Below are 22,062 nucleotides of genomic sequence, written 5' to 3' on the forward strand. Positions count from 1 at the left end.
TGAAGATCCGCGGTTTCCGGGTCGAGCCCGCCGAAGTCGAGGCCGTGCTCGCCGGGCATCCGGCGGTCGCGCAGGCCACCGTCCTCGTGCGGGAGGACGTCCCGGGGGACAAGCGGCTCGTCGGCTATCTGGTACCCGCGGACACCGGGACCTCGATCGTCGACGCGGTGAGCGCGCACACCGCCGAGCGGCTGCCCGGGTATCTGGTGCCGTCGGCGTTCGTGGAGCTGGACGCCCTGCCGCTGACGGTCAACGGGAAGGTGGACCGGGCGGCGCTCCCCGGCCCCCGGCGCGACACGGACGGCGGACGCGCCCCCGCCACCGCCCAGGAAGAGCTGGTGTGCCAGGCGTTCGCCGAGATCCTCGGCTTGCCCGCGGTCGGCGCCGACGACGATTTCTTCGCACTCGGCGGGCATTCGCTGTCGGCGGTGTCGCTGGTCGAGTGGCTGCGGCAGCGTGGGGGGTCGGTCTCGGTCAGGACGCTGTTCGTGACGCCGACGCCGGCCGCGCTGGCGGCGGTGGCGGGCCCGGAACCGGTGGTGGTCCCGCCCAACCTGATCCCGCCGGACGCCGACGAGATCACCCCGGACATGCTGCCGCTGACCGACCTGACCGAGGCCGAGATCGCGCGGGTAGTCGAGGCGGTTCCGGGTGGGGCGCCCAACATCCAGGACATCTATCCGCTGGCGCCGTTGCAGGAAGGCATCTTCTTCCACCACCTGATGACCGACCGGGGTGGTGACGACGTCTACGCCATGCCGTTCGTCCTGCGCTTCGGGGCGAGGCAACGGCTTGAAGCCTTCCTGTCCGCGCTGCGGCAGGTGATCGACAGGCACGACGTCTACCGCACCGCGCTCGTCTCGGACGGGCTGGCCGAGCCGGTCCAGGTCGTGTGGCGGCACGCCGAGCTGCCGGTCACCGAGGTCACCCTCGACGCGGGCGGCGGGGACACGGTCGGGCAGCTGCTGGCCGCCGCCGGGGGGTGGATGGACCTGCGCCGGGCACCGCTGCTGACCGTGCACCTCGCGGCCGAACCCGGCGACGGTGCCGGATGGCTGGTGCTGATCCGGATGCATCACCTCGTCCAGGACCACACGGCGCTCGACATCGTGCTCGACGAGATCAAGGCGATCCTGGCGGGCCGGGCCGACAAGTTGCCCGCCCCCGCGCCGTTCCGGGACTTCGTGGCGCAAGCCCGGCTCGGCGTGCCCGAGGAGGCGCACCGGGAGTATTTCGCCGGGCTCGTCGGGGATGTCACGGAGACCACCTCGCCCTACGGACTTCTGGACGTGCACGGCGACGGCACGGAAACCGGCCAGACCAGGCTGACGGTGGACGACGGCCTGGCGACTCGGGTGCGGGCGCTGGCGCGATCGCTCGGGACGAGCCCGGCGACGCTCTTCCACCTGGCGTGGGCGCGGCTGCTCGCGGCGGTGGCGGGCCGCGACGACGTCGTGTTCGGCACGGTGCTGCTCGGCCGGTCGAGCGTCGGCGCGGACCGGGTGCCCGGGCTGTTCATGAACACCCTTCCGGTGCGGGTCCGCCTGGCCGGGAAGCCGGTGGGAACGGCGCTGACGGAGCTGCGTGACCAGCTCGCCGAGCTGCTGGTGCACGAGCACGCGCCACTGACACTGGCGCAGGAGGCCGGTGGCCTGCCCCACGGCAGCCCGTTGTTCGCCGCGCTGTTCAACTACCGGCACGCCCGGCCCGTCGTCGTCGAGCCCGGCGACGTGCTCGGTGACGTCGAGACCGTGTTCACCCAGGAGCACGACAACTACCCGCTGAGCGTGTCGATCGACGACGACGGCGTGGAGTTCAGTGTCTTCGTCGGTGTCGTGCGGCCGGTGGACGCGGACCGGTTCGCCAGGCTGCTGCACACCTCGCTCGCGAAGCTGACCACCGCGCTGGAAGAGACCCCGGAGCTTCCGCTCCTGTCACTGGACGTGTTCGACGTGACCGGCCGGGCCCATCCTGAACCGGGTACGGGCGCCGGATCCGATCGGCTCGCGCGGCGGCTGACCGCGTTCGGCGTGCGCCGGGAGTCGGTGGTCGCGATCGGCGTGCGGGAACCCGGCGACCTGGCGGTGGCACTGGCCGCCGTCGGCCGGGTGGGCGGCGGTCACGTGCTCGTCGATCCGGCGGATCCGCCGGAGGAGGTCGCCGCCACGCTCACCGGCGCCGGCGCGCTGGTGCTGATCACCACCACCGGCGAGGCGAAGAGCCTGCCCGGCTGGCCGCGTCGCCTGCTGCTCGACGAGGCCGAAGCGGAGGCCCCAGGCCGGGCGGTGTTCGTCCCACAGGCGAGCACGCCGGGTGCCGGGCGTGCGCCCGCCACCGCGCACGAAGAGCTGTTGTGCCGGGTGTTCGCGCAGGTGCTGGGCCTTGAGCGGGTCGGACCCGACGACGACTTCTTCGCGCTCGGCGGGAACTCCCTGCTGGCGACCCGGCTGGTGAGCCGGGTGCGCTCGGTGCTCGGTGTCGAGATGTCGATCCGGGTCCTGTTCGAGACGCTGACCGTGGCCCGCCTCGCCGGACGGCTGGGGCAGGCGGAGACCGGCAGGCCGGCGCTGACGGCCCGGGAGCGCCCGGAACGGCCCCCTGTTTCCTTCGCGCAGCGCAGGCTTTGGTTCGTCAGCCAGCTCGAAGGATCGAGTGCGAGCTACAGCAACACGATCGCGCTCCGGCTGCGTGGCACGCTGATCCCGGCGGCTCTGGCCACGGCGTTGCGGGACGTGATCGGCCGCCACGAGGTGCTGCGGACGGTGCTCCCGGTCGTGGACGGCGAGCCGTACCAGCGGATCCTGCCGATCGAGGAGATCGATTTCCGGCTGCCGGTGGTCGAGGTCGCGGCCGGGGAGGTCGCGGACGAGATCGACCGCGCGGCGGGCTACGCGTTCGACTTCGCCACGGAGATCCCGATCCGGGCGCGGGTGCTCCGCGTGGCACCGGACGACCACGTCCTCGTGCTGGCGGTGCACCACATCGCGACCGACGGCTGGTCGACCGCGGCGCTGGCACGGGATCTGTCGGTCGCGTACCCGGCACGCGCGGCGGGGCACGCGCCGGAGTGGGCGCCGCTGCCCGTGCAGTACGCGGATTTCGCGCTCTGGCAACGGGATCTGCTCGGTGACGCCGACGACCCGGAGAGCGTCCTGTTCCGGCAGCTGGCGTTCTGGCGCGAGACCCTCGCCGGTGTCCCCGAAGAGATCCCGCTGCCGGTGGACCGGCCCCGTCCCGCGGTGGCGACGCACCGGGGCGGCGAGGTCACGGTGGAGCTGCCCGCGAGTCTGCACCGGCGGATCGTGGACCTCGCCTCGGCCGAACAGGTCACAGTTTTCATGGTGCTCCAAGCGGGTTTCGCGGCCCTGCTGAGCAGACTGGGCGCGGGCGCCGACATCCCGATCGGTACCGCGGTGGCCGGCCGCACCGACGACGCGCTGGACGACCTGGTCGGCTTCTTCGTCAACATGCTGGTGCTGCGTACCGACGTCTCGGGAGACCCGGGCTTCGCCGAGTTGCTGCGGCGGGTGCGGGAGACCGACCTGGCGGCGTACGCGCATCAGGACCTGCCGTTCGACCGGGTCGTGGAGGAGTTCGTCCCGGAACGTTCCTTGTCGCGGCAGCCCCTGTTCCAGGTGGCGCTGGACGTGCGGAACGCGCCCGAGGCGGAGCTCCGGCTCCCCGGGCTGGAGGTGAGCGGCGAACCAGTCGCCCACGGCGTCGCCCGGTACGACCTCATGCTCAGCCTCGCCGAGCGACGCGACGAGGAGGGCGCACCGGACGGCATGTCGGGTGCGCTGGAGTTCGGTGCCGACGTTTTCGACCGGTCGACGGCGGAGGCACTCGTCGCACGGCTGGTGCGGCTGCTGGAAGCCGCCGTGGCCGAACCCGCCCGCCCGCTGAGCCGGATCGATCTCCTGACCGGCGCAGAACGTCGTCAGGTGCTCGGCGAGGAAAACCCGGCGGGCGTCGAAGTGCCCGAGGCGACGGTGCCCGGCCTCTTCGCCGCGCAGGTCGCGCGCAGGGGAGAAGCGGTCGCGCTGGAGACCGGGGACTCCGTCGTCGGGTACGCGGAACTGGACGCGCGCTCCGACCGGCTGGCCGCCGTCCTCGCCGGGTACGGCGCGGGCCCCGAGTCGGCGGTGGCGGTGGTGCTGGACCGTTCGGTCGATCTGGTGATCGCGTTCCTCGCCGTGCTCAAGGCGGGCGCCGCCTATTTCCCGATCGACCCGGTGCTCCCGCCGGAACGGATCGAGTACGTGCTCGTCGACGCGCGGCCGGTATGCGTGCTGACGACCACCGAGCGCCGGGCGTCGATCCCGGAGGGCACGGTGCCGCCGGTCGTCGTCCTCGACGTGGCCGAGGAGCGGAAGACCGCGCCCGTCGTCCCGCCGCTGCCGGAACATCCGGCCTACCTCATCCACACCTCGGGTTCGACGGGGCGGCCGAAGGGCGTGGTGGTCCCGCACCGCGGCATCGCCGCCCTCGTGGCCTCCCAAGTCGAACGGCTCGCCGTCACCGACGAGAGCCGGGTGCTGCAGTTCGCGTCCCCGGGGTTCGACGCGTCGGTCTGGGAACTGGTGATGGCGCTGTGCACCGGCGCCCGCCTGGTGGTGACCGAGGACCTGCTCTCGGGCGCCGGGCTCACGGAAGTCGTCGCCAGGCACGGGGTGACCCACGCGACCCTGCCGCCCGCCTTGCTCGCCGCGTCCGCGCCGGAGGATCTGGCGCCGGTCACCACCCTGGTGTCGGCGGGGGAGGCGCTCACCGGCGACGTCGTGCGGCGCTGGGCACCTGGACGCCGGTTCGTGAACGCCTACGGACCGACCGAGACCACCGTCTGCTCGTCGATGTCGGCCCCGCTTGCGCCCGGTGGCCAGCCCGACATCGGGGCCGCGGTCCTCGACACCCGCGTCTACGTCCTCGACGACGCCCTGGCCCCGGCGCCGCCGGGGGTGCGAGGGGAGCTGTACGTGGCCGGTGCCAGCCTGGCCCGCGGCTACCTCGGACGGACGGCGATGACCGCCGAACGCTTCGTCGCCTGCCCGTTCGGGTCTGGGCAGCGGATGTACCGCACCGGCGACCGCGCCCGCTGGACCACCGGCGGACGGCTGCTCTTCGAGGGCCGGGTCGACGACCAGCTCAAGATCCGCGGCTTCCGCATCGAGCCGGACGAGATCGCGCGGGTGCTGGCGGAGCATCCGGCGGTCGCCGACGCGGCGGTCGTGGCCAGGGAGTACCGGGCGGGCGACCGGCGCTTGGTCGCCTACCTGGTCCGCGCGGAGCCGGGGACCGACGACCTCGGCGAGGTGCTCCGGGAGTACACCCTGAGCAGGCTGCCCGCGTACATGGTGCCCGTCGCGTTCGTCGAACTCGACGCGCTTCCGTTGACCGTCAACGGGAAACTCGACCGCAAGGCGCTTCCCGCGCCCGGACACGGCACCGCCGGGGCGGGACGGGCGCCCGCCACGCGGGAGGAAGAACTCGTCTGCGAGGCGTTCGCCGAAATCCTCGAGTTGCCCCGGGTCGGCCCCGACGACCATTTCTTCGCCCTCGGCGGGCATTCCCTGCTGGGCACCCGGTTGCTCAGCCGGATCAGGGCGGTCGCGGGTGCCGAGGTGCCGCTCCGGGTCCTGTTCGAGAACCCGACCGCCGCCGAGGTGGCCGCGTGGATCGTGGCGAACGCCGGTACCGGCAAGAAAACGAGGCCGGTACTCCGGCCCATGCGTGAGCACGAAAAGGAGTTCTGATGATTCCGTTGTCGTTCGCGCAGCGCCGGCTGTGGTTCCTCTGGCGGCTGGACGGCCCCAGCGACACCTTCACCATCCCGCTGGCGCTGCGGTTGACCGGGGAGCTGGACCGCGACGCGCTCGCCGCCGCCCTGCTGGACGTACTCGGCCGCCACGAGGTACTGCGGACCGTGTTCCCGGCCCAGGACGGCGAACCCTGCCAGCGGGTGCTCCGGACCGACGAGACGGGCTTCGAACTCGAGGTCGTCGAGGCGCCGGTACCGGAGGACGCGGTGGCGCGTGCGAGCGCGTACGCCTTCGACCTGGCGAACGAGATCCCGGTCCGGGCCCGGCTGTTCCCGGTGAACCCGCGTGAGCACGTGCTGGTGGTGGTGGTGCACCACATCGCCGCCGACGGCTGGTCGATGGGCCCGTTGCTGCGCGATCTCTCCACCGCGTACGCGGCACGGCTGGCGGGCGGCGCGCCGGAATGGACGCAGCTTCCGGTGCAGTACGCCGATTACACGTTGTGGCAGCGTGAACTCCTCGGTGCGGAGGACGATCCGGAGAGCACCCTGACCGAGCAGGTGTCGTTCTGGCGGCGAGCCCTCGCCGGGGCACCGGAGGAACTGGACCTGCCGGGTGACCGGCCGCGTCCGGCGCAGCTGAACCCCCGGGGCCACACGGCCGAGCTGGAACTCGGCGCGGACATACATCGGCGGCTGCTGGAGCTGGCGCGGGAACACGGGGCGACCCTGTTCATGGTGGTGCACTCCGCGCTGGCGGTGCTGCTGTCCCGGCTGGGTGCCGGTGTGGATCTCCCGATCGGGACCCTGGTCGCGGGCCGGACCGACGAGGGGCTCGACGACCTCGTCGGCTGTTTCGTCAACAACCTGGTGATCCGGGCCGACCTGTCGGGCGATCCGACCTTCACGGAAGTCCTCGGGCGGGTACGGAAAGCCGCGCTGAACGCCTACGAAAACCAGGATGTGCCGTTCGAGAAGCTGGTCGAGGAGCTGTCACCGACCCGGTCGCTGTCCCGTCATCCCCTGTTCCAGGTGATGGCCGCGGTGGAAAGCGCGGATCTGGTCTCCGCCGGACGCGGCGGCGGGCCGGCGCTGGAGCTGCCCGGCCTGCGGATCGACCTGATCCCCGACGACCGGCGGTCCGGCGATCTCGACCTCGATCTCGTGGTGCGGGAGACCCTCGACGCCCAGGGAAACCCGACGGGGCTGCAGGGTGCCCTCATCGGCGCGGCGGACCTGTTCGACGTCGAGACCGTCGAACGGATCGCGACTTGGCTGGGCCGCGTCCTGGAGACCGTCGCGGCCGAACCGTCCGTCCCCGTCCGGTCCTTGCGGATTCTCGACCACGGCGAACTGCGCCGGGTACTCCGGGAATGGAACGACACCACGGTCGTGATGCCGGGTGGGGTGGTGCCGGATCTGTTCGCCGCTCAGGTCATGCGTTCTCCGGATTCGACAGCGTTGGTGGGTGGCGGTGTCGAGTTGAGTTATGCCGAGGTGGACGCTCGTGCGAATCGGTTGGCGCGTGAGCTGATTGCGGTGGGGGTGGGGCCGGAGTCGGTGGTGGCTGTGGTCCTGGAGCGTTCGCCGGATCTGGTGATCGCGATTTTGGCGGTGTTGAAGGCCGGTGGCGCGTATTTGGGGATTGATCCGGATCTGCCGGGGGAGCGGGTTCGGTTTCTGGTGGAGGATTCGGCCGCGGTTGTGGTGGTGGATTCGAGTGAGTCCTTTGTGGATCTTGCTGGGTATGCTGCCGATCCGGTGACGGATGGTGACCGGATTGCGCCGTTGTTGCCGGGGCATCCGGCGTATGTGGTGTATACGTCGGGGTCGACTGGGGTGCCGAAGGGTGTGGTTGTTTCTCATCGTGGGTTTGTGAATTTGTCGGTGAGTCATGGTCGGTTTGGGGTGGGTCCGGGGTCTCGGGTGGCGCAGTTCGCGTCGTCGGGTTTCGACATGTTCTGTGAGGAGTGGTTGCTGGCGTTGCTGTCGGGGGCGGCGTTGGTGATCGTGCCGCCGGAGCGGCGTTTGGGTGCCGAGTTGGCGGGGTTCCTTAGCGAGTTCGGGGTGACGCACGCGACGTTGCCGCCCGCCGCGGTGGCCAGCCTTCCGCAAGACGGTCTGCCCGAAGGGTTCGTGCTCGACGTGGGCGGGGAAGCCCTGCCGGGCGAACTGGTTTCGCGGTGGGCCGGCGATCACGTGATGTTCAACAGTTACGGTCCGGCCGAAACCACCGTGAACGCGGCGGTGTGGCGGTGCCGGGCCGACGGATCGGACACCGTCTCCATTGGACGGCCGATCCCGAACGTCCGGGTGTACGTCCTGGACGACGCTCTGGAGCCGGTTCCCGCCGGGGTGGGCGGCGAGCTGTACGTGACCGGGACCGGTCTGGCGCGGGGCTATACGGGCCGCGCGGGGCTGACCGGTGAACGGTTCGTGGCTTGCCCGTTCGAACCGGGCCAGCGGATGTACCGCACGGGGGACCGGGTGCGGTGGAACGCCGACGGTGAGCTGATGTTCCTGGGCCGTACCGACGACCAGGTGAAGATCCGTGGTTTCCGGGTCGAACCGGGTGAGATCGAGGCTGCCCTGCTGGCGCACCCCGACGTCGAACAGGCCGTGGTGATCGCCAGGGAAGACACTCCGGGCGACCTCCGGCTGGTCGGCTATGTGATTCCGGCCGACACAGTGTCCATTGAGGACTTGCGGTCCTTCCTCGCCGAGCGACTGCCCGCGTACCTGGTGCCGTCGGCGATCGTCCCCCTCGACGCCTTTCCCTTGACCCCCAATGCGAAACTCGACCGCAAGGCACTTCCCGCACCCGACTTCGCGGGCCTCGCCGGTTCCGGCCGCGCACCGGCGAATGCCCGGGAGGAGATCCTCTGCGCTGCGTTCGCGGACGTGCTGGGCCTGGAACGGGTCGGCGTCGACGACGATTTCTTCGCGCTGGGCGGCCACTCGCTGCTCGTGGTGTCGCTGGTGGAATGGCTGCGTCAGCGTGGGGTTTCGGTGTCGGTGCGGGCCCTGTTCCTGACGCCGACCCCGGCCGGACTCGCCGCGGCCGCGGGCCCGGAACCGGTGGTGGTCCCGCCCAACCTCATCCCGCCGGACGCCGAAGAGATCACGCCGGAAATGGTGCCGCTGGCCGACCTGTCCACGGCCGAGATCGCGCGCGTGGTCGCGGCGATTCCCGGTGGGGCGCCGAACATCCAGGACGTGTATCCGCTGGCGCCGTTGCAGGAAGGCATCTTCTTCCACCACCTGATGTCCGGCCGGGACGGAACCGACGTCTACGTGACGCCCACCGTCATCGAGTTCGACACGCGTGACCGCCTCGACGCCTTCCTCGCCGGGTTGCGCTGGATGGTGGACCGGCACGACATCTACCGCACCGCCGTCGTCTCGACAGGACTGCGGGAACCCGTGCAGGTCGTGGTGCGCCACGCCGAGGTGCCGGTCGAGGAGGTCGTCCTCGATCCCGGCGGCCCCGACGCCGTCGAGCAGCTCCTGGACGCGGTGAGCGGACGGCTGGACCTGGGCCGGGCGCCGCTGATGGACGTGCACTTCGCCGCCGATCCGAGCGGCGGCCGATGGCTCGGCCTGCTGCGCGTCCACCATCTGCTGCAGGACCACACCACCCTGGAAGTGCTGCTCGACGACCTGCGGGCGTTCCTGTCCGGACGGGCCGGGGAGCTGCCCCCGCCGGTGCCGTTCCGCGAATTCGTGGCGCAGGCACGGCTCGGGGTCCCCCGGGAAGACTACGAGCGGTACTTCGCCGGCCTCCTCGGCGACGTCACGGAAACGACCGCCCCGTACGGGCTGGTGGATCTGCACGGCGACGGCACCGCTTCCGAACAGGCCCACCTGTGGGTGGACGACGCGCTGGGCGACCGCGTCCGCGAGGTGGCGCGGTCGTGGGGCGCGAGCCCGGCGACGGTGTTCCACCTGGCGTGGGCCCGTGTGCTGGGCGCGGTGTCGGGACGCGACGACGTCGTTTTCGGCACTGTCCTCTTCGGACGGATGAACGCCGGCGTCGGCGCGGATCGCGTGCCGGGGCTGTTCATCAACACACTGCCGGTCCGGGTCCGCCTCGATCGGCAGGGCGTCGGCGAAGCGCTGACCGGACTGCGGCATCAGCTCGCGGACCTGCTGGCCTACGAGCACGCGCCGTTGGCGCTCGCCCAGGCGGCCAGTGGACTTTCCGGCGGCAGCCCACTGTTCAGCTCGATCTTCAACTACCGGCACAACCCGGCAACCGCCGAGGAGGATCGCCCGGCGCTGGACGGGATGAAGGTCCTGTCGGCCCGCGACCTCACGAACTACCCGCTCGCGGTCGCGGTCGACGCCCACGAGTCCGGCTTCGCGCTCACCCTGGACGCGGTGGCGCCCGCCGATCCGGCGCGGGTCGGCGCGCTGCTGATCACCTGTCTGGAGGCGCTCACCACCGCACTGGCCGACGAACCCGCCACCCCGCTGCGCACGGTGGACGTGCTGGACCAGACCGAGCTGTCGGCGCTGCTCGACGGCTGGAACGACACCGCGGTCCCGGTACCGGACGTGTCGGTACCGGACGCCTTCGCGGCCAGGGTCGCGGCCGACCCCGGCGCCGTCGCGGTCGTCTCCGGCGAAGTGGAACTGTCCTACGGCGAACTGGACGCGCGGGCGGACCGGCTGGCGCGGGCGCTGGTCGCCGCGGGCGTGCGGCCGGAGTCGGCCGTGGCGGTCGCGATGGAGCGGTCGATCGACCTGGTGGTGGCGTTGCTGGCGGTGCTGAAGGCGGGCGGCGTGTTCGTGCCGCTGGACACCGGCTGGCCGGAGGCCCGGCTACGCGCGGTGGCCGCGGACGCGGGCGCCTGCCTGCTGCTGGCGCACGAGGCGACGGCCGGGCTCGAACTCGGGGTCGCGGCGTTGACGGTCGAGGCCGAGGCGGGCACCGCGGTCGAGCTGCCGGACCCGGTGCCGCCGGGTTGTGCCGCCTACGTGATGTACACGTCGGGCTCGACAGGGGAGCCGAAGGGCGTGGTGGCCACCCACGGGGACGTGGTGCGCCTGGCGATGGACCGGTGCTGGGGCGCCGCGACCCGGGTGCTGTTCCACGCTCCCCACGCGTTCGACGCGTCGTCGTACGAACTGTGGGTGCCGTTGCTGTCGGGCGGCACCGTGGTGATCGCCCCCGACGAGCGCGTCGACGCGGCCCTGATCCGGCGGTTGATCGCCGCGCACGACGTGACGCACGTCCACGTGACCGCCGGTCTGCTGCGGGCGCTGGCCGAGGACGACCCAGGCTGCTTCGCCGGGGCGCGCGAGGTGCTGACGGGCGGGGACGTGGTGACGGCCGACGCCGTGCGCCGGGTCTTGGCGGCCGGTTCGCGGGTGGTCGTGCGGCATCTCTACGGGCCGACCGAGGTCACGCTGTGCGCCACCCAGCACGAGATCACCGACGCCGCCGGGACCACCGGCGCGCTGCCCATCGGGCGGCCGCTGGACAACACCCGCGTCTACGTCCTCGACGACGGGCTCAACGTGGTCCCGGTGGGGGTCGCCGGTGAGCTTTACGTGGCAGGGGCGGGTATCGCGCGAGGCTACGTCAACCGCGCGCAGACCACGGCGGAGCGGTTCGTCGCCTGCCCGTACGGGCCGGGCGGGCGGATGTACCGCACCGGGGACCTGGCCCGGTGGACGCCGGACGGACGGCTGGTGTTCGCCGGGCGCGCGGACGATCAGGTGAAGATCCGCGGGTTCCGGGTGGAACCGGGTGAGGTCGAAGCCGTGCTGGCCGGGCATCCGGCGGTCGCGCAGGCCACCGTCGTCGTGCGGGAGGACGTCCCGGGGGACAAGCGGCTGATCGCCTACGTGGTGCCCGTGGACAGAGGCGCGCGGATCACCGACGCCGTACGCGACCACCTGGCCGCGCGCCTGCCCGAGTACCTGGTCCCGGCGGCGTTCGTGGAACTGGGCGCGCTTCCGCTGACGGTCAACGGGAAGGTGGACCGGGCGGTGTTGCCCGCTCCCGAGTACGCGGCCGGGGCCGGCCGGGCTCCGGCGAACGCCACGGAAGAGCTGCTGTGCCAGGCCTTCGCCGACGTCCTGGGGCTGCCGTCGGCCGGGATGGACGACGACTTCTTCGCCCTCGGCGGACATTCGCTCCTGGTGATGCAGCTGGTGAGCCGGGTCCGCGCGACCTTGGCCGTCGAACTCCCGATCCGGACCGTGTTCGAGGCCCGCACCCCCGCGCGGCTGGCGGTGCGGCTCGCCGAGGTCGCCGCGCCGGGACGGGCGGCGCTGGCGGCACGGGAGCGGCCGGAGCGGGTGCCGTTGTCGTTCGCGCAGCGGCGGTTGTGGTTCCTGAGCCGGTTGGAGGGCCCGAGTCCCACCTACAACATCCCCTTGGCGCTGCGCCTGACCGGTTCCCTGGACCGGACGGCTTTCGCGGCCGCGCTCCAGGACGTCGTCGGACGGCACGAGGTCTTGCGGACCGTGTTCGCGCTGGCCGACGGCGAGCCGTACCAGCGCGTGCTTTCGGTGGACGAGGCGGCGTTCACGCCGTCCGTGGCGGAAGTGCCGCCCGGCGGGCTGACGGACGCGGTGGCGCGGGCCGCGGCGTATCCCTTCGATCTGGCGGCGGAGATCCCGGTGCGCGCCTCGCTGTTCACGGTGGCGCCGGACGAGCACGTGCTCGTCCTGGTGGTGCACCACATCGCGGGCGACGCCTGGTCGATGGCGCCCTTGGCTCGCGACCTTTCGCTGGCGTACGAGGCCCGGCTGGGCGGGGCGGCTCCCCGCTGGGCGCCGCTGCCGGTGCACTACGCCGATTACGCGCTCTGGCAACGAGAACTGCTCGGTGACGACGACGATCCGGGCAGTGTGATCGCGCAGCAGGTGGGCTACTGGAAGGCCGCGCTCACGGGCGCTCCGGAAGAGCTGGACCTGCCGTTCGACCGGCCACGTCCGGCGGAACTGTCCCACCGGGGCCACGTGGCCGAGGCCGAGCTACCGGCCGGGCTGCACCGGCGGCTCCTGGAGCTGGCGAGGGCCGAGGGCGTGACCGTGTTCATGGTGCTGCAGGCCGCTTTGGCGGTGACGCTGGCGCGGCTGGGCGGGGGCCGGGACATCCCGATCGGCACGGCCGTCGCAGGGCGCACCGACCAGGCCCTCGACGAGCTGGCCGGGTTCTTCGTCAACACCCTCGTGCTGCGCACCGACCTGTCCGGGAACCCGACCTTCGCCGAAACGCTGGGGCGGGCACGGGAAAACCTCCTCGCGGCGCTGGCCAACCAGGACGTCCCGTTCGAGCGGCTGGTCGAGGAGCTGGCCCCGGCCCGGTCGCTGACCCGGCATCCGTTGTTCCAGGTGATGCTGACCGTGCAGAACACCGCCGGGCCCGACGCCGAACTGCCCGGCCTGCGGACCTCGATGGAACCCACGGGGGCGGTGCCCGCCAAATTCGACCTCGACTTCGCCTTCGAGGAGGGTTTCGACGAGGAGGGCGCGCCCGCCGGGGTGCGCGGAACGCTCGTCGTGGCCGCCGACCTGTTCGACCGGGACACCGCGGACCGGATCGTCGCCTGGTTCACGCGGGTGCTCGACGAGGTGACCCGGCGCCCGGAGCTGCGACTCGGCGCGATCGACCTGCTCGGCGCCGAAGAACTGTCCACTTTGGAGGGATGGACCGAGCCGGGTCCGCCGGTACCCGAGGCGACGCTGCCCCAACTGTTCGAGGCGCAGGTGGCGAGGACGCCGGAGGCGATCGCTGTCACGGCGGATGGTGCCGGGTTGTCGTATGCGGAGTTGGACGCGCGGGCGAATGCCTTGGCTCATCGGTTGGTGGCTCGGGGTGTCGGCCCGGAGTCGGTGGTGGGTGTGGTCGCTCGGCGGTCGGCCGAGCTGGTGGTGTCGTTGCTGGCCGTGCTCAAAGCAGGGGCTGCGTATGTGCCGGTGGATCCGGACGCTCCGGCGGAGCGGAGGGCGTTCGTGCTGGCGGACGCGGCCGCGATGTGCGTGGTGACGACGGCGGACTGTGTTTCGTTGGTGCCTGAGGGTGTTCCGGTCGTCGTGGTGGACGAATCCGGGCACGACATCGTGTCCGCCCCGCCGAGCCTCGCCCGCCCCGAGCATCCGGCGTACGTGATCTACACGTCGGGTTCGACGGGAACGCCGAAAGGTGTGGTGGTTCCGCATCGGAATGTGGTGGCGTTGTTCGCCGCCACCCGGGAACTGTTCGGGTCCGGTGAGGTGTGGTCGTGGTTCCACTCGTTCGCGTTCGATTTCTCGGTGTGGGAGATCTGGGGCGCGTTGCTGCATGGCGGACGCGTCGTGGTGGTGCCGTTCGAGGTGTCGCGGTCGCCGCGGGAGTTCGCGGAGTTGCTGGAGCGCGAACGGGTCACGATGCTGAGCCAGACACCGTCGGCGTTCTATCAGCTGCTGGCCGTCGACTCCGGAGCCGCGCTGGCACACGTGCGGACCGTGGTGTTCGGCGGGGAAGCGCTGGAGCCCGCCCGCTTGGCCGAGTGGTGGGCGCGGTCCGGGAATTCCGGTCCCCGCTTGGTGAACATGTACGGCATCACCGAGACCACGGTGCACGTCACCCGCTACGACCTCGCCCCGGAGACGGACGGGAGCGTGATCGGCCGCGGCCTTCCGGGGTTCTCGGTGTCCGTGCTGGACGAATGGCTGCGCCCGGTCCCCGCGGGAATCATGGGTGAGCTGTATGTGGCCGGTCCGCAAGTGGCGCGGGGCTACGCGCGCCGACCAGGGCTGACGAGCGAGCGTTTCGTGGCCTGCCCCTTCGGTGCTCCCGGCGCCCGGATGTACCGGACCGGGGACCGGGCCCGCTGGACCGCCGACGGCCTGCTGGTGTTCGCGGGCCGCGTGGACGATCAGGTGCAGGTTCGCGGGTTCCGGGTGGAGCCGGGTGAGGTCGAGGCCGCGCTGGCGGAGCACCCTGACGTGACGCGGGCCGCGGTGATCGCGCGGGAGGACGTCGGCGGCGACGTCCGGCTGGTGGGGTACGTCGTGCCCGCCGCCGGGGCCGACGCCGACGGTCTGGCGGAGGCGGTGCGCGGGTTCGCCGCGGGACGGCTGCCGTCGTACCTGGTGCCGTCGGTGGTGGTGGTGCTGGAGGCGCTGCCGTTGACCGCCAACGGGAAACTGGACAGGAAGGCCTTGCCCGCGCCTTCGTACACCGCCGGCGGTGGACGTGCTCCGGCGAGTGTCGAGGAAGAGCTGCTGTGCCAGGCGTTCGCCGAGGTGCTCGGCCTCGAACGGGTCGGCGTCGATGACGACTTCTTCGTGCTGGGTGGGCATTCCCTGCTGGCGGTGTCGCTGGTGGAGTGGTTGCGCCGTCGCGGGATGTCGGTGTCGGTGCGGGCCCTGTTCACGACCCCGACCCCGGCCGGGCTCGCCGCGGTGGCGGCCCCGGAAGCGGTGGAGGTGCCGCCGAACCTGATCCCGGACGGTGCCACCGCGCTGACACCGGAGATGCTCACGCTGGTCGACCTGACCCCGGAGGAACTGGCCACGGTGGTGGCGGCCGTCCCCGGCGGCGCGGCCAACACGCAGGACGTCTATCCGCTGGCGCCGTTGCAGGAAGGGATCTATTTCCACCACCTGCTGGCCGGCCGTGACGGCATCGACGTGTACGCCACGCCGACCGTGCTGTCCGTCGACACCCGCGAACGCCTCGACGGTTTCCTCGTGGCGTTGCGATGGCTGGTCGACAGGCACGACATCTACCGCACGGCGATCGTGTCCGAAGGGCTCCCGCAGCCCGTGCAGGTGGTCGCCCGGCACGCCCCGCTGCCGGTCGAGGAGATCACCCTCGACCCCCACGGCCCCGCACCCGTCGACCAGCTCCTGGCCGCGGGCGACGGCCGGATGGAACTCACCGCCGCCCCGCTCATCCGGGTGTACGTCGCCGCCGATCCGGCGGGCGGCTGGCTGGTGCTGCTGCGCATCCACCACCTGATCCAGGACCACACCACCTTCGACGTGATCATCGAGGACCTGCGGGCGTTCCTCTCCGGGCGGGCCGGCGAACTGCCGCCGCCGTCGCGGTTCCGCGAGTTCGTCGCGCAGGCCCGGCGCGGGGTGTCCCAGGACGACCACGAACGCTACTTCAGCGAAGTGCTCGACGGCGTCACCGAAACCACCACACCGTACGGACTTCTGAACACCTACGGCGACGGAGCGGCGGCCGCGCTCGCCCACCGGCGGGTGGACGACACCCTGGCCGCGCGGACACGCGAGGTGGCGCGGACGCTCGGTGTGAGCCCGGCGACGCTGTTCCATCTGGCGTGGGCACGGGTACTCGGCGTGGTTTCGGGACGGGACGACGTCGTGTTCGGCACGCTCCTCTTCGGCCGGATGAACGCGGGCGCGGGCGCCGACCGCGCGCCGGGCCTGTTCCTCAACACGCTTCCGGTGCGGGTGCGGTTGGCGGGGGCGAGTGTGGGCGAGGCGCTGGCGGCGATGCGGGGCCAGCTCGCCGATCTGATGGTCCACGAGCACGCGCCGCTGGCTTCGGCGCAGGCCGCGGCCGAACTGCCCGGTGGCAGCCCGCTGGTCACGTCGCTGTTCAACTACCGGCACAACCAGGAGGAGCCGGAAACCGGCGAGGGCATCGACGGCATCCGGACCGTCTTCACCCGGGAGCACACGAACTATCCGCTCCACGTCTCCATCGACAACGACGGCCCGGCGTTCGCGATCACCGTGAACGCCGTGGCGCCCGCCGATCCCGACCAGGTCTGCGCCCTGCTGCACACCTGTCTCGGCAACCTCGTCACCGCGCTCGCGGCGGCTCCGGAGACGCCGTTCACCGAAGTGGACGTCCTCGACGCGCGGACCCGACGGCAGTTACGGGAGGAATGGAACGACACGACCGTGGCCGTTCCGGACGTTTCGGTGCCGGAGGCGTTCGCGGCGCATGTGGCCCGTACGCCGGACGCCACCGCGCTGGTCGCCGGTGAGCTGGAGCTCGGGTACGCCGAGCTGGACGCTCGCTCGGACCGGCTCGCGCGGGCACTGGTGGCTTCGGGGGTGGGCGCGGAGTCGCCGGTCGCGGTGCTGATGGAGCGTTCGGCCGAGCTGGTGGTGGCACTGCTGGCGATCCTCAAGGCGGGCGGGGTGTTCGTGCCGCTGGACGCGGGCTGGCCGGTCGCGCGGATGCAGGCGGTGGCCGAGGATTCCGGCGCCGCGACGCTGGTGGTGCACGAACCGACGGCGGGCCACGAATTCCTGACCGGGCTGGACCTCCGGACGATCTCCGCCGACACCACCGACACCGCCGTCGACGCTTTACTGCCACCGGCATGCCCGCCGGGACAAGCCGCCTACGTCATGTACACCTCCGGTTCGACCGGGGTGCCGAAGGGCGTGGTGACCACACATCGGGATGTGGTGCGCCTGGCGAAGGACCGGTCCTGGGGCGAGCCGTCGCGGGTGCTTTTCCACGCACCGCACGCCTTCGACGCGTCGTCGTACGAACTGTGGGTGCCGTTGCTCTCGGGCGGGACCGTGGTGGTCGCCCCGCCCGAACGCGTGGACGCGACCGCGCTGCGGCGGCTGATCACGGGACACCAGTTGTCGCATGTCCATCTGACGGCCGGCCTGCTCCGGGTGCTCGTGGACGAGGATCCGTCCTGTCTCGCCGGTGTCCGTGAGGTGCTGACCGGCGGCGACGTGGTCCCGCCGGACGCCGTGCGGCGAGTGCTGGAGGCCAACCCCGGTGTCCGGGTGCGGCAGTTGTACGGGCCGACCGAGGTGACGTTGTGCGCGACCCAGTACGAGGTCGGGGATCCCGGTGCGGTGGCGGGAGTGCTGCCGATCGGGCGGCCCTTGGACAACACGCGCGTCTACGTCCTGGACGACCGGCTCGACGTGGTGCCCGCCGGGGTGGCCGGTGAACTCTACGTCGCCGGTGCCGGTGTCGCGCGCGGCTACCTCAATCGTCCTTTGTGGACGGTGGAGCGGTTCGTCGCGTGTCCGTTCGGTGGTCCGGGCGACCGCATGTACCGGACGGGCGATCTGGTCCGGTGGACCCCGGACGGCCGTCTGGTGTTCGTCGGGCGCGCGGACGAACAGGCCAAGATCCTCGGGTTCCGGGTGGAACCCGGCGAAGTGGAGGCCGTCCTCGCCGGGCATCCGGCGGTCGCGCAGGCCGCCGTGCTGGTCCGTGAGGACGTGCCGGGCGACAAACGGCTGGTCGCCTATCTGGTGCCCGCCGGACCGGGCACGGCCGTCGGCGTCACGGCGCGCGCGTATGCCGCCGAACGCCTGCCGGAGTACCTGGTCCCGGCGGCGTTCGTGGAGCTGGGAACCCTTCCGCTGACGGTCAACGGGAAGGTGGATCGCGCCGCGCTGCCGGTGCCGGAGTACTCGGCCGGTGCGGGCCGGGCCCCGGCGAACGCCACGGAAGAGCTGCTGTGCCAGGCGTTCGCCGACGTGCTGGGCCTGGACCGGGTCGGCGTCGACGACGATTTCTTCGAACTGGGCGGGCATTCGCTGCTGGCGATCCAGCTGGCCAGCCGGGTGCGGGTGGTGCTGTCGGTGGAGGTGCCGCTGCACGCGCTGTTCGAGGCCCGGACCCCGGCGGAGCTGGCGGCGTCGCCGGCACTGGGCGTCCCCGACCGGACGCCGCTGGTGGCGCGGGAACGGCCGGACCGGGTGCCGTTGTCGTTCGCGCAGCGGCGGTTGTGGTTCTTGAGCCGGTTGGAAGGCCCGAGCCCGACGTACAACATCCCCCTGACGCTGCGCCTGACCGGTTCCTTGGACCGGTCGGCTTTCGCGGCCGCGCTGCAGGACGTCGTCGGACGGCACGAGGTGCTGCGGACCGTGTTCGCGCTCGCCGACGGCGAGCCTTACCAGCGCGTGCTTTCGGTGGACGAGGCCGCCTTCGCCCTGGACGTGGCCGGGGTGACCGCCGGGGAACTCGACGACGCGATCGCCGAAGCGGTGGGACACGCGTTCGACCTGACCACCGAGCCTCCGGTGCGGGCGTCGTTGTTCGCGCTGTCGCCGGAGGACCACGTCCTGGTCCTGGTGGTGCACCACATCGCGGCGGACGCGTGGTCGATGGAGCCGCTGTCGCGCGACGTCGCCGCGGCCTACACGGCGCGGCTGCGGGGTGCGGAACCCGCGTGGACCCCGCTGCCGGTGCAGTACGCGGACCACGCGCTCTGGCAGCGTGACCTCCTCGGTGACGAGAACGATCCGGAAAGCCTGCTCTCCCAACAGGTCGCCTACTGGCGTGAAGCCCTCGACGGGGCGCCGGAAGAGCTGGACCTCCCCGCCGACCGGCCACGGCCCGCCACCGCGTCCTATCGCGGCCTGCTCGCCCCGATCGAGATCCCGGCCGGGCTGCACCGGCGACTCAGGGCGGTGGCGAAGGACAGGGGAGTCACCCTTTTCATGACGGTGCAGACCGCGCTGGCCGCGGTGCTGTCACGGCTCGGCGCCGGGACGGACATCCCCATCGGGGTCGCCGTCGCGGGGCGCACCGACCAGGCGCAGGACGACCTCGTCGGCTTCTTCGTCAACACGCTCGTGCTGCGGACCGAGCTGTCCGGGGACCCGACGGTCGCCGAGATCCTCGGCCGGGTGAGGGACACGTCGCTGGCCGCCTTCGGCCACCAGGACGTCCCGTTCGAGAAGCTCGTCGAGGAGCTGGCACCCAGCCGGTCGCTGTCCCGGCATCCGCTGTTCCAGGTCATGCTGACCCTGCAGAACGCGGGCGGCGGGGCCGCGGTGACGCTGCCCGGCCTGCGGATCGGCGCGCTGCCCACCGACGGCGTGGCGGCCAAGTTCGACCTCGACGTGTCGATGGGCGAATCCTTCGACGCGACCGGGGCGCCCGCCGGGATGGAGGGCATGCTCATCGCGGCCGCCGATCTGTTCGACCAGCACACCGCCGACCGCCTCGCGAGCTGCCTGGTCCGGGTCCTGGGCCTGCTCGCCGACGACACCGGCACGCGGCTGAGCGAGGTGGACCTGCTCGATCCCGCCGAGCGCCGCCGGGTGGTGGAGGAGTGGAACCGCACGGACGCCCCGCGGCCTGCCCTGCTCGTGCCGGAGGCCTTCGAGGCGCAGGTGGCGAGAACGCCGGACGCGATCGCGGTACTGCACGGCGACGGCACCCGGCTGACCTACGCCGAGCTGAACGCGCGGGCCAACCGGCTCGCCCGGCTGCTCGTCCGGCACGGAGCCGGGCCGGAGTCGTCCGTCGCGGTATGCCTCGGCCGCTCCGCCGAGCTGGTGGTGTCGCTGCTCGCGGTGCTCAAGACGGGCGGCGCCTATCTGCCGGTGGACCCCGCGCATCCGGCCGAGCGCGTCGGCTACCAGCTCGACGACGCCCGCCCCAGGCTCATGCTCACCGAGCTGGGCACCGGGATCGCCGTCCCCGGACCGGAGCGGATCGTGCTCGACGATCCCCGGGTCGCGGCCGAACTCGCCGCACTGGACGACGGCGACCTGACCACCGCCGAACGGCACGGGCCGCTGTCGCCCGGCAACCCGGCCTACGTGATCTACACGTCGGGCTCCACCGGGCGGCCCAAGGGGGTCGTCGTCCCGCACGGCGCCATGGCGAACTTCGTGGCGGCGATGGGCGGCCGATTCCCGATGGGGACCGAAGACCGCCTGCTGGCCGTCACGACGGTGTCCTTCGACATCCACGTCCTGGAGCTGTACGTACCGCTGCTCGCGGGCGCCGGGGTGGTACTGGCGGAGGACGCGGCCGTCCGGGATCCGGCGGCGGTGGCCGGGCTGATCGACCGGTTCGAGGTCACGACCCTGCAGGCGACTCCCGCGCTGTGGCAGGCCTTGCTGACCGCGCACGCCGAGGCCGCGCGCGGGGTGCGCGCCCTCGTCGGCGGCGAGGCGCTGCCCGGCCCGCTGGCCGGCCGCCTGGCCGCGGCGTCGGAGGGCACGGTCACCAACCTGTACGGCCCGACCGAGGTGACGGTGTGGGCGACCGCGGCCGTCCTCGACGGCGAAGGCCCCGGCCGGGTGCCGATCGGCAGGCCGATCGCCAACACGAGGGCGTACGTGCTCGACGGCACGCTGCGGCCGGTCGCGCCCGGCGCCGTGGGGGAGCTGTACCTGGCCGGTGTCCAGCTCGCGCGGGGCTACCTCGGGCGTCCGGGGGCCACGGCGGAACGGTTCGTGGCCTCTCCGTTCGGCGGCGCGGGGGAGCGGCTGTACCGCACCGGTGACCTGGCGCGGTGGCGCACGGACGGCGAGCTGGAGTTCCTGGGGCGCACGGACGACCAGGTGAAGATCCGCGGGTTCCGGATCGAGCCGGGCGAGGTCGAAACGGTGCTGGGCGCCTGCCCGGCGGTGGACCGGGTCGCGGTCGTCGTCCGCGAGGACACGCCGGGGGACAAGCGGCTCGTCGCCTACGTGGTGGCCACCGGTGACGACCAGGCGGGCGCGGTGCGCGCGTACGCGTCCGAACGGCTGCCGTCGTACATGGTGCCGTCCGTGATCGTGCCGCTCGACGCGTTGCCGCTGACCCCGAACGGGAAGCTGGACCGGAAGGCCTTGCCCGCGCCCGGCCCCGCGACGGTCGCGGGCATGGGCAGGCTCCCCGCCGGGCCGAGGGAGGAGCTGTTCTGTGCGGCGTTCGCCCACGTTCTCGGTCTCGACGCGGTCGGTGCCGACGACGATTTCTTCGCACTGGGCGGGCATTCGCTGCTGGCGGTGTCCCTTGTGGAGTATCTCCGCGAACACGGGGCCGAGGTCTCGGTGCGGGCGGTGTTCGAGTACGCCACCCCGGCGGGGATGGCCGCCGCGGCCGGTCCGGACCGGGTGGTGGTGCCCCCGAACCTGATCCCGCCCGGCGCGGCCGAGATCACCCCGGAGATGCTCACCCTGGCCGACCTGACCGAGGCCGAGATCGCCACGGTCGTCGAGGCCGTACCGGGCGGCGCGGCCGAAATCGCCGACGTGTACCCGCTGGCCCCGTTGCAGGAGGGCATGTTCTTCCATCACCTGATGGCCAAGGGGGAGGACGCGGACGTCTACTTGCTGCCGACAGTGCTGCGTTTCGGCTCGCGGGACCTCCTCGACGGTTTCCTCGGCGCCCTGCGGCGAATCGTGGACCGGACCGACACCTACCGGACGGCGATCGTCTGGAAAGGACTGCGCGAACCGGTGCAGGTCGTGTGCCGTACCGCCGAATTGCCGGTGGACGAAGTCGTCCTCGACGGCTCCGACGGCTCTGGTGACCTCACCGGGCAACTGATGGCCGGCGCCGGGATCGCGGTGGATCGGGCGCCGCTGATGCGGGTCCGGGTCGCCCGCGAACCCGG

General features: G+C 72.2%; 2 protein-coding genes (both cut by a window edge). Both read left to right on the top strand.

Translation table 11 applies throughout. The annotated features are described in order from the left end of the window. Positions 1–5,750, top strand: partial view of a non-ribosomal peptide synthetase gene (locus SD37_RS43755; RefSeq protein WP_065912851.1) — the 3' portion only. 15,268 nt of this gene lie to the left of the window's left edge; only the last 5,750 of its 21,018 coding nucleotides appear in the window; its start codon lies beyond the left edge, outside the window; the stop codon is at positions 5,748–5,750. Next, positions 5,750–22,062 carry the 5' portion of a non-ribosomal peptide synthetase gene (locus SD37_RS16665; RefSeq protein ID WP_065912852.1) on the top strand. 9,778 nt of this gene lie beyond the right edge of the window, so the window shows 16,313 of its 26,091 coding nt (coding positions 1–16,313); it begins with the start codon at positions 5,750–5,752; its stop codon lies off the right edge, out of view. Before SD37_RS43755 ends, SD37_RS16665 begins: the two co-directional genes overlap by 1 nt.

It is taken from the genome of Amycolatopsis orientalis, assembly GCF_000943515.2.
GTDB classification, from domain to species: domain Bacteria; phylum Actinomycetota; class Actinomycetes; order Mycobacteriales; family Pseudonocardiaceae; genus Amycolatopsis; species Amycolatopsis orientalis.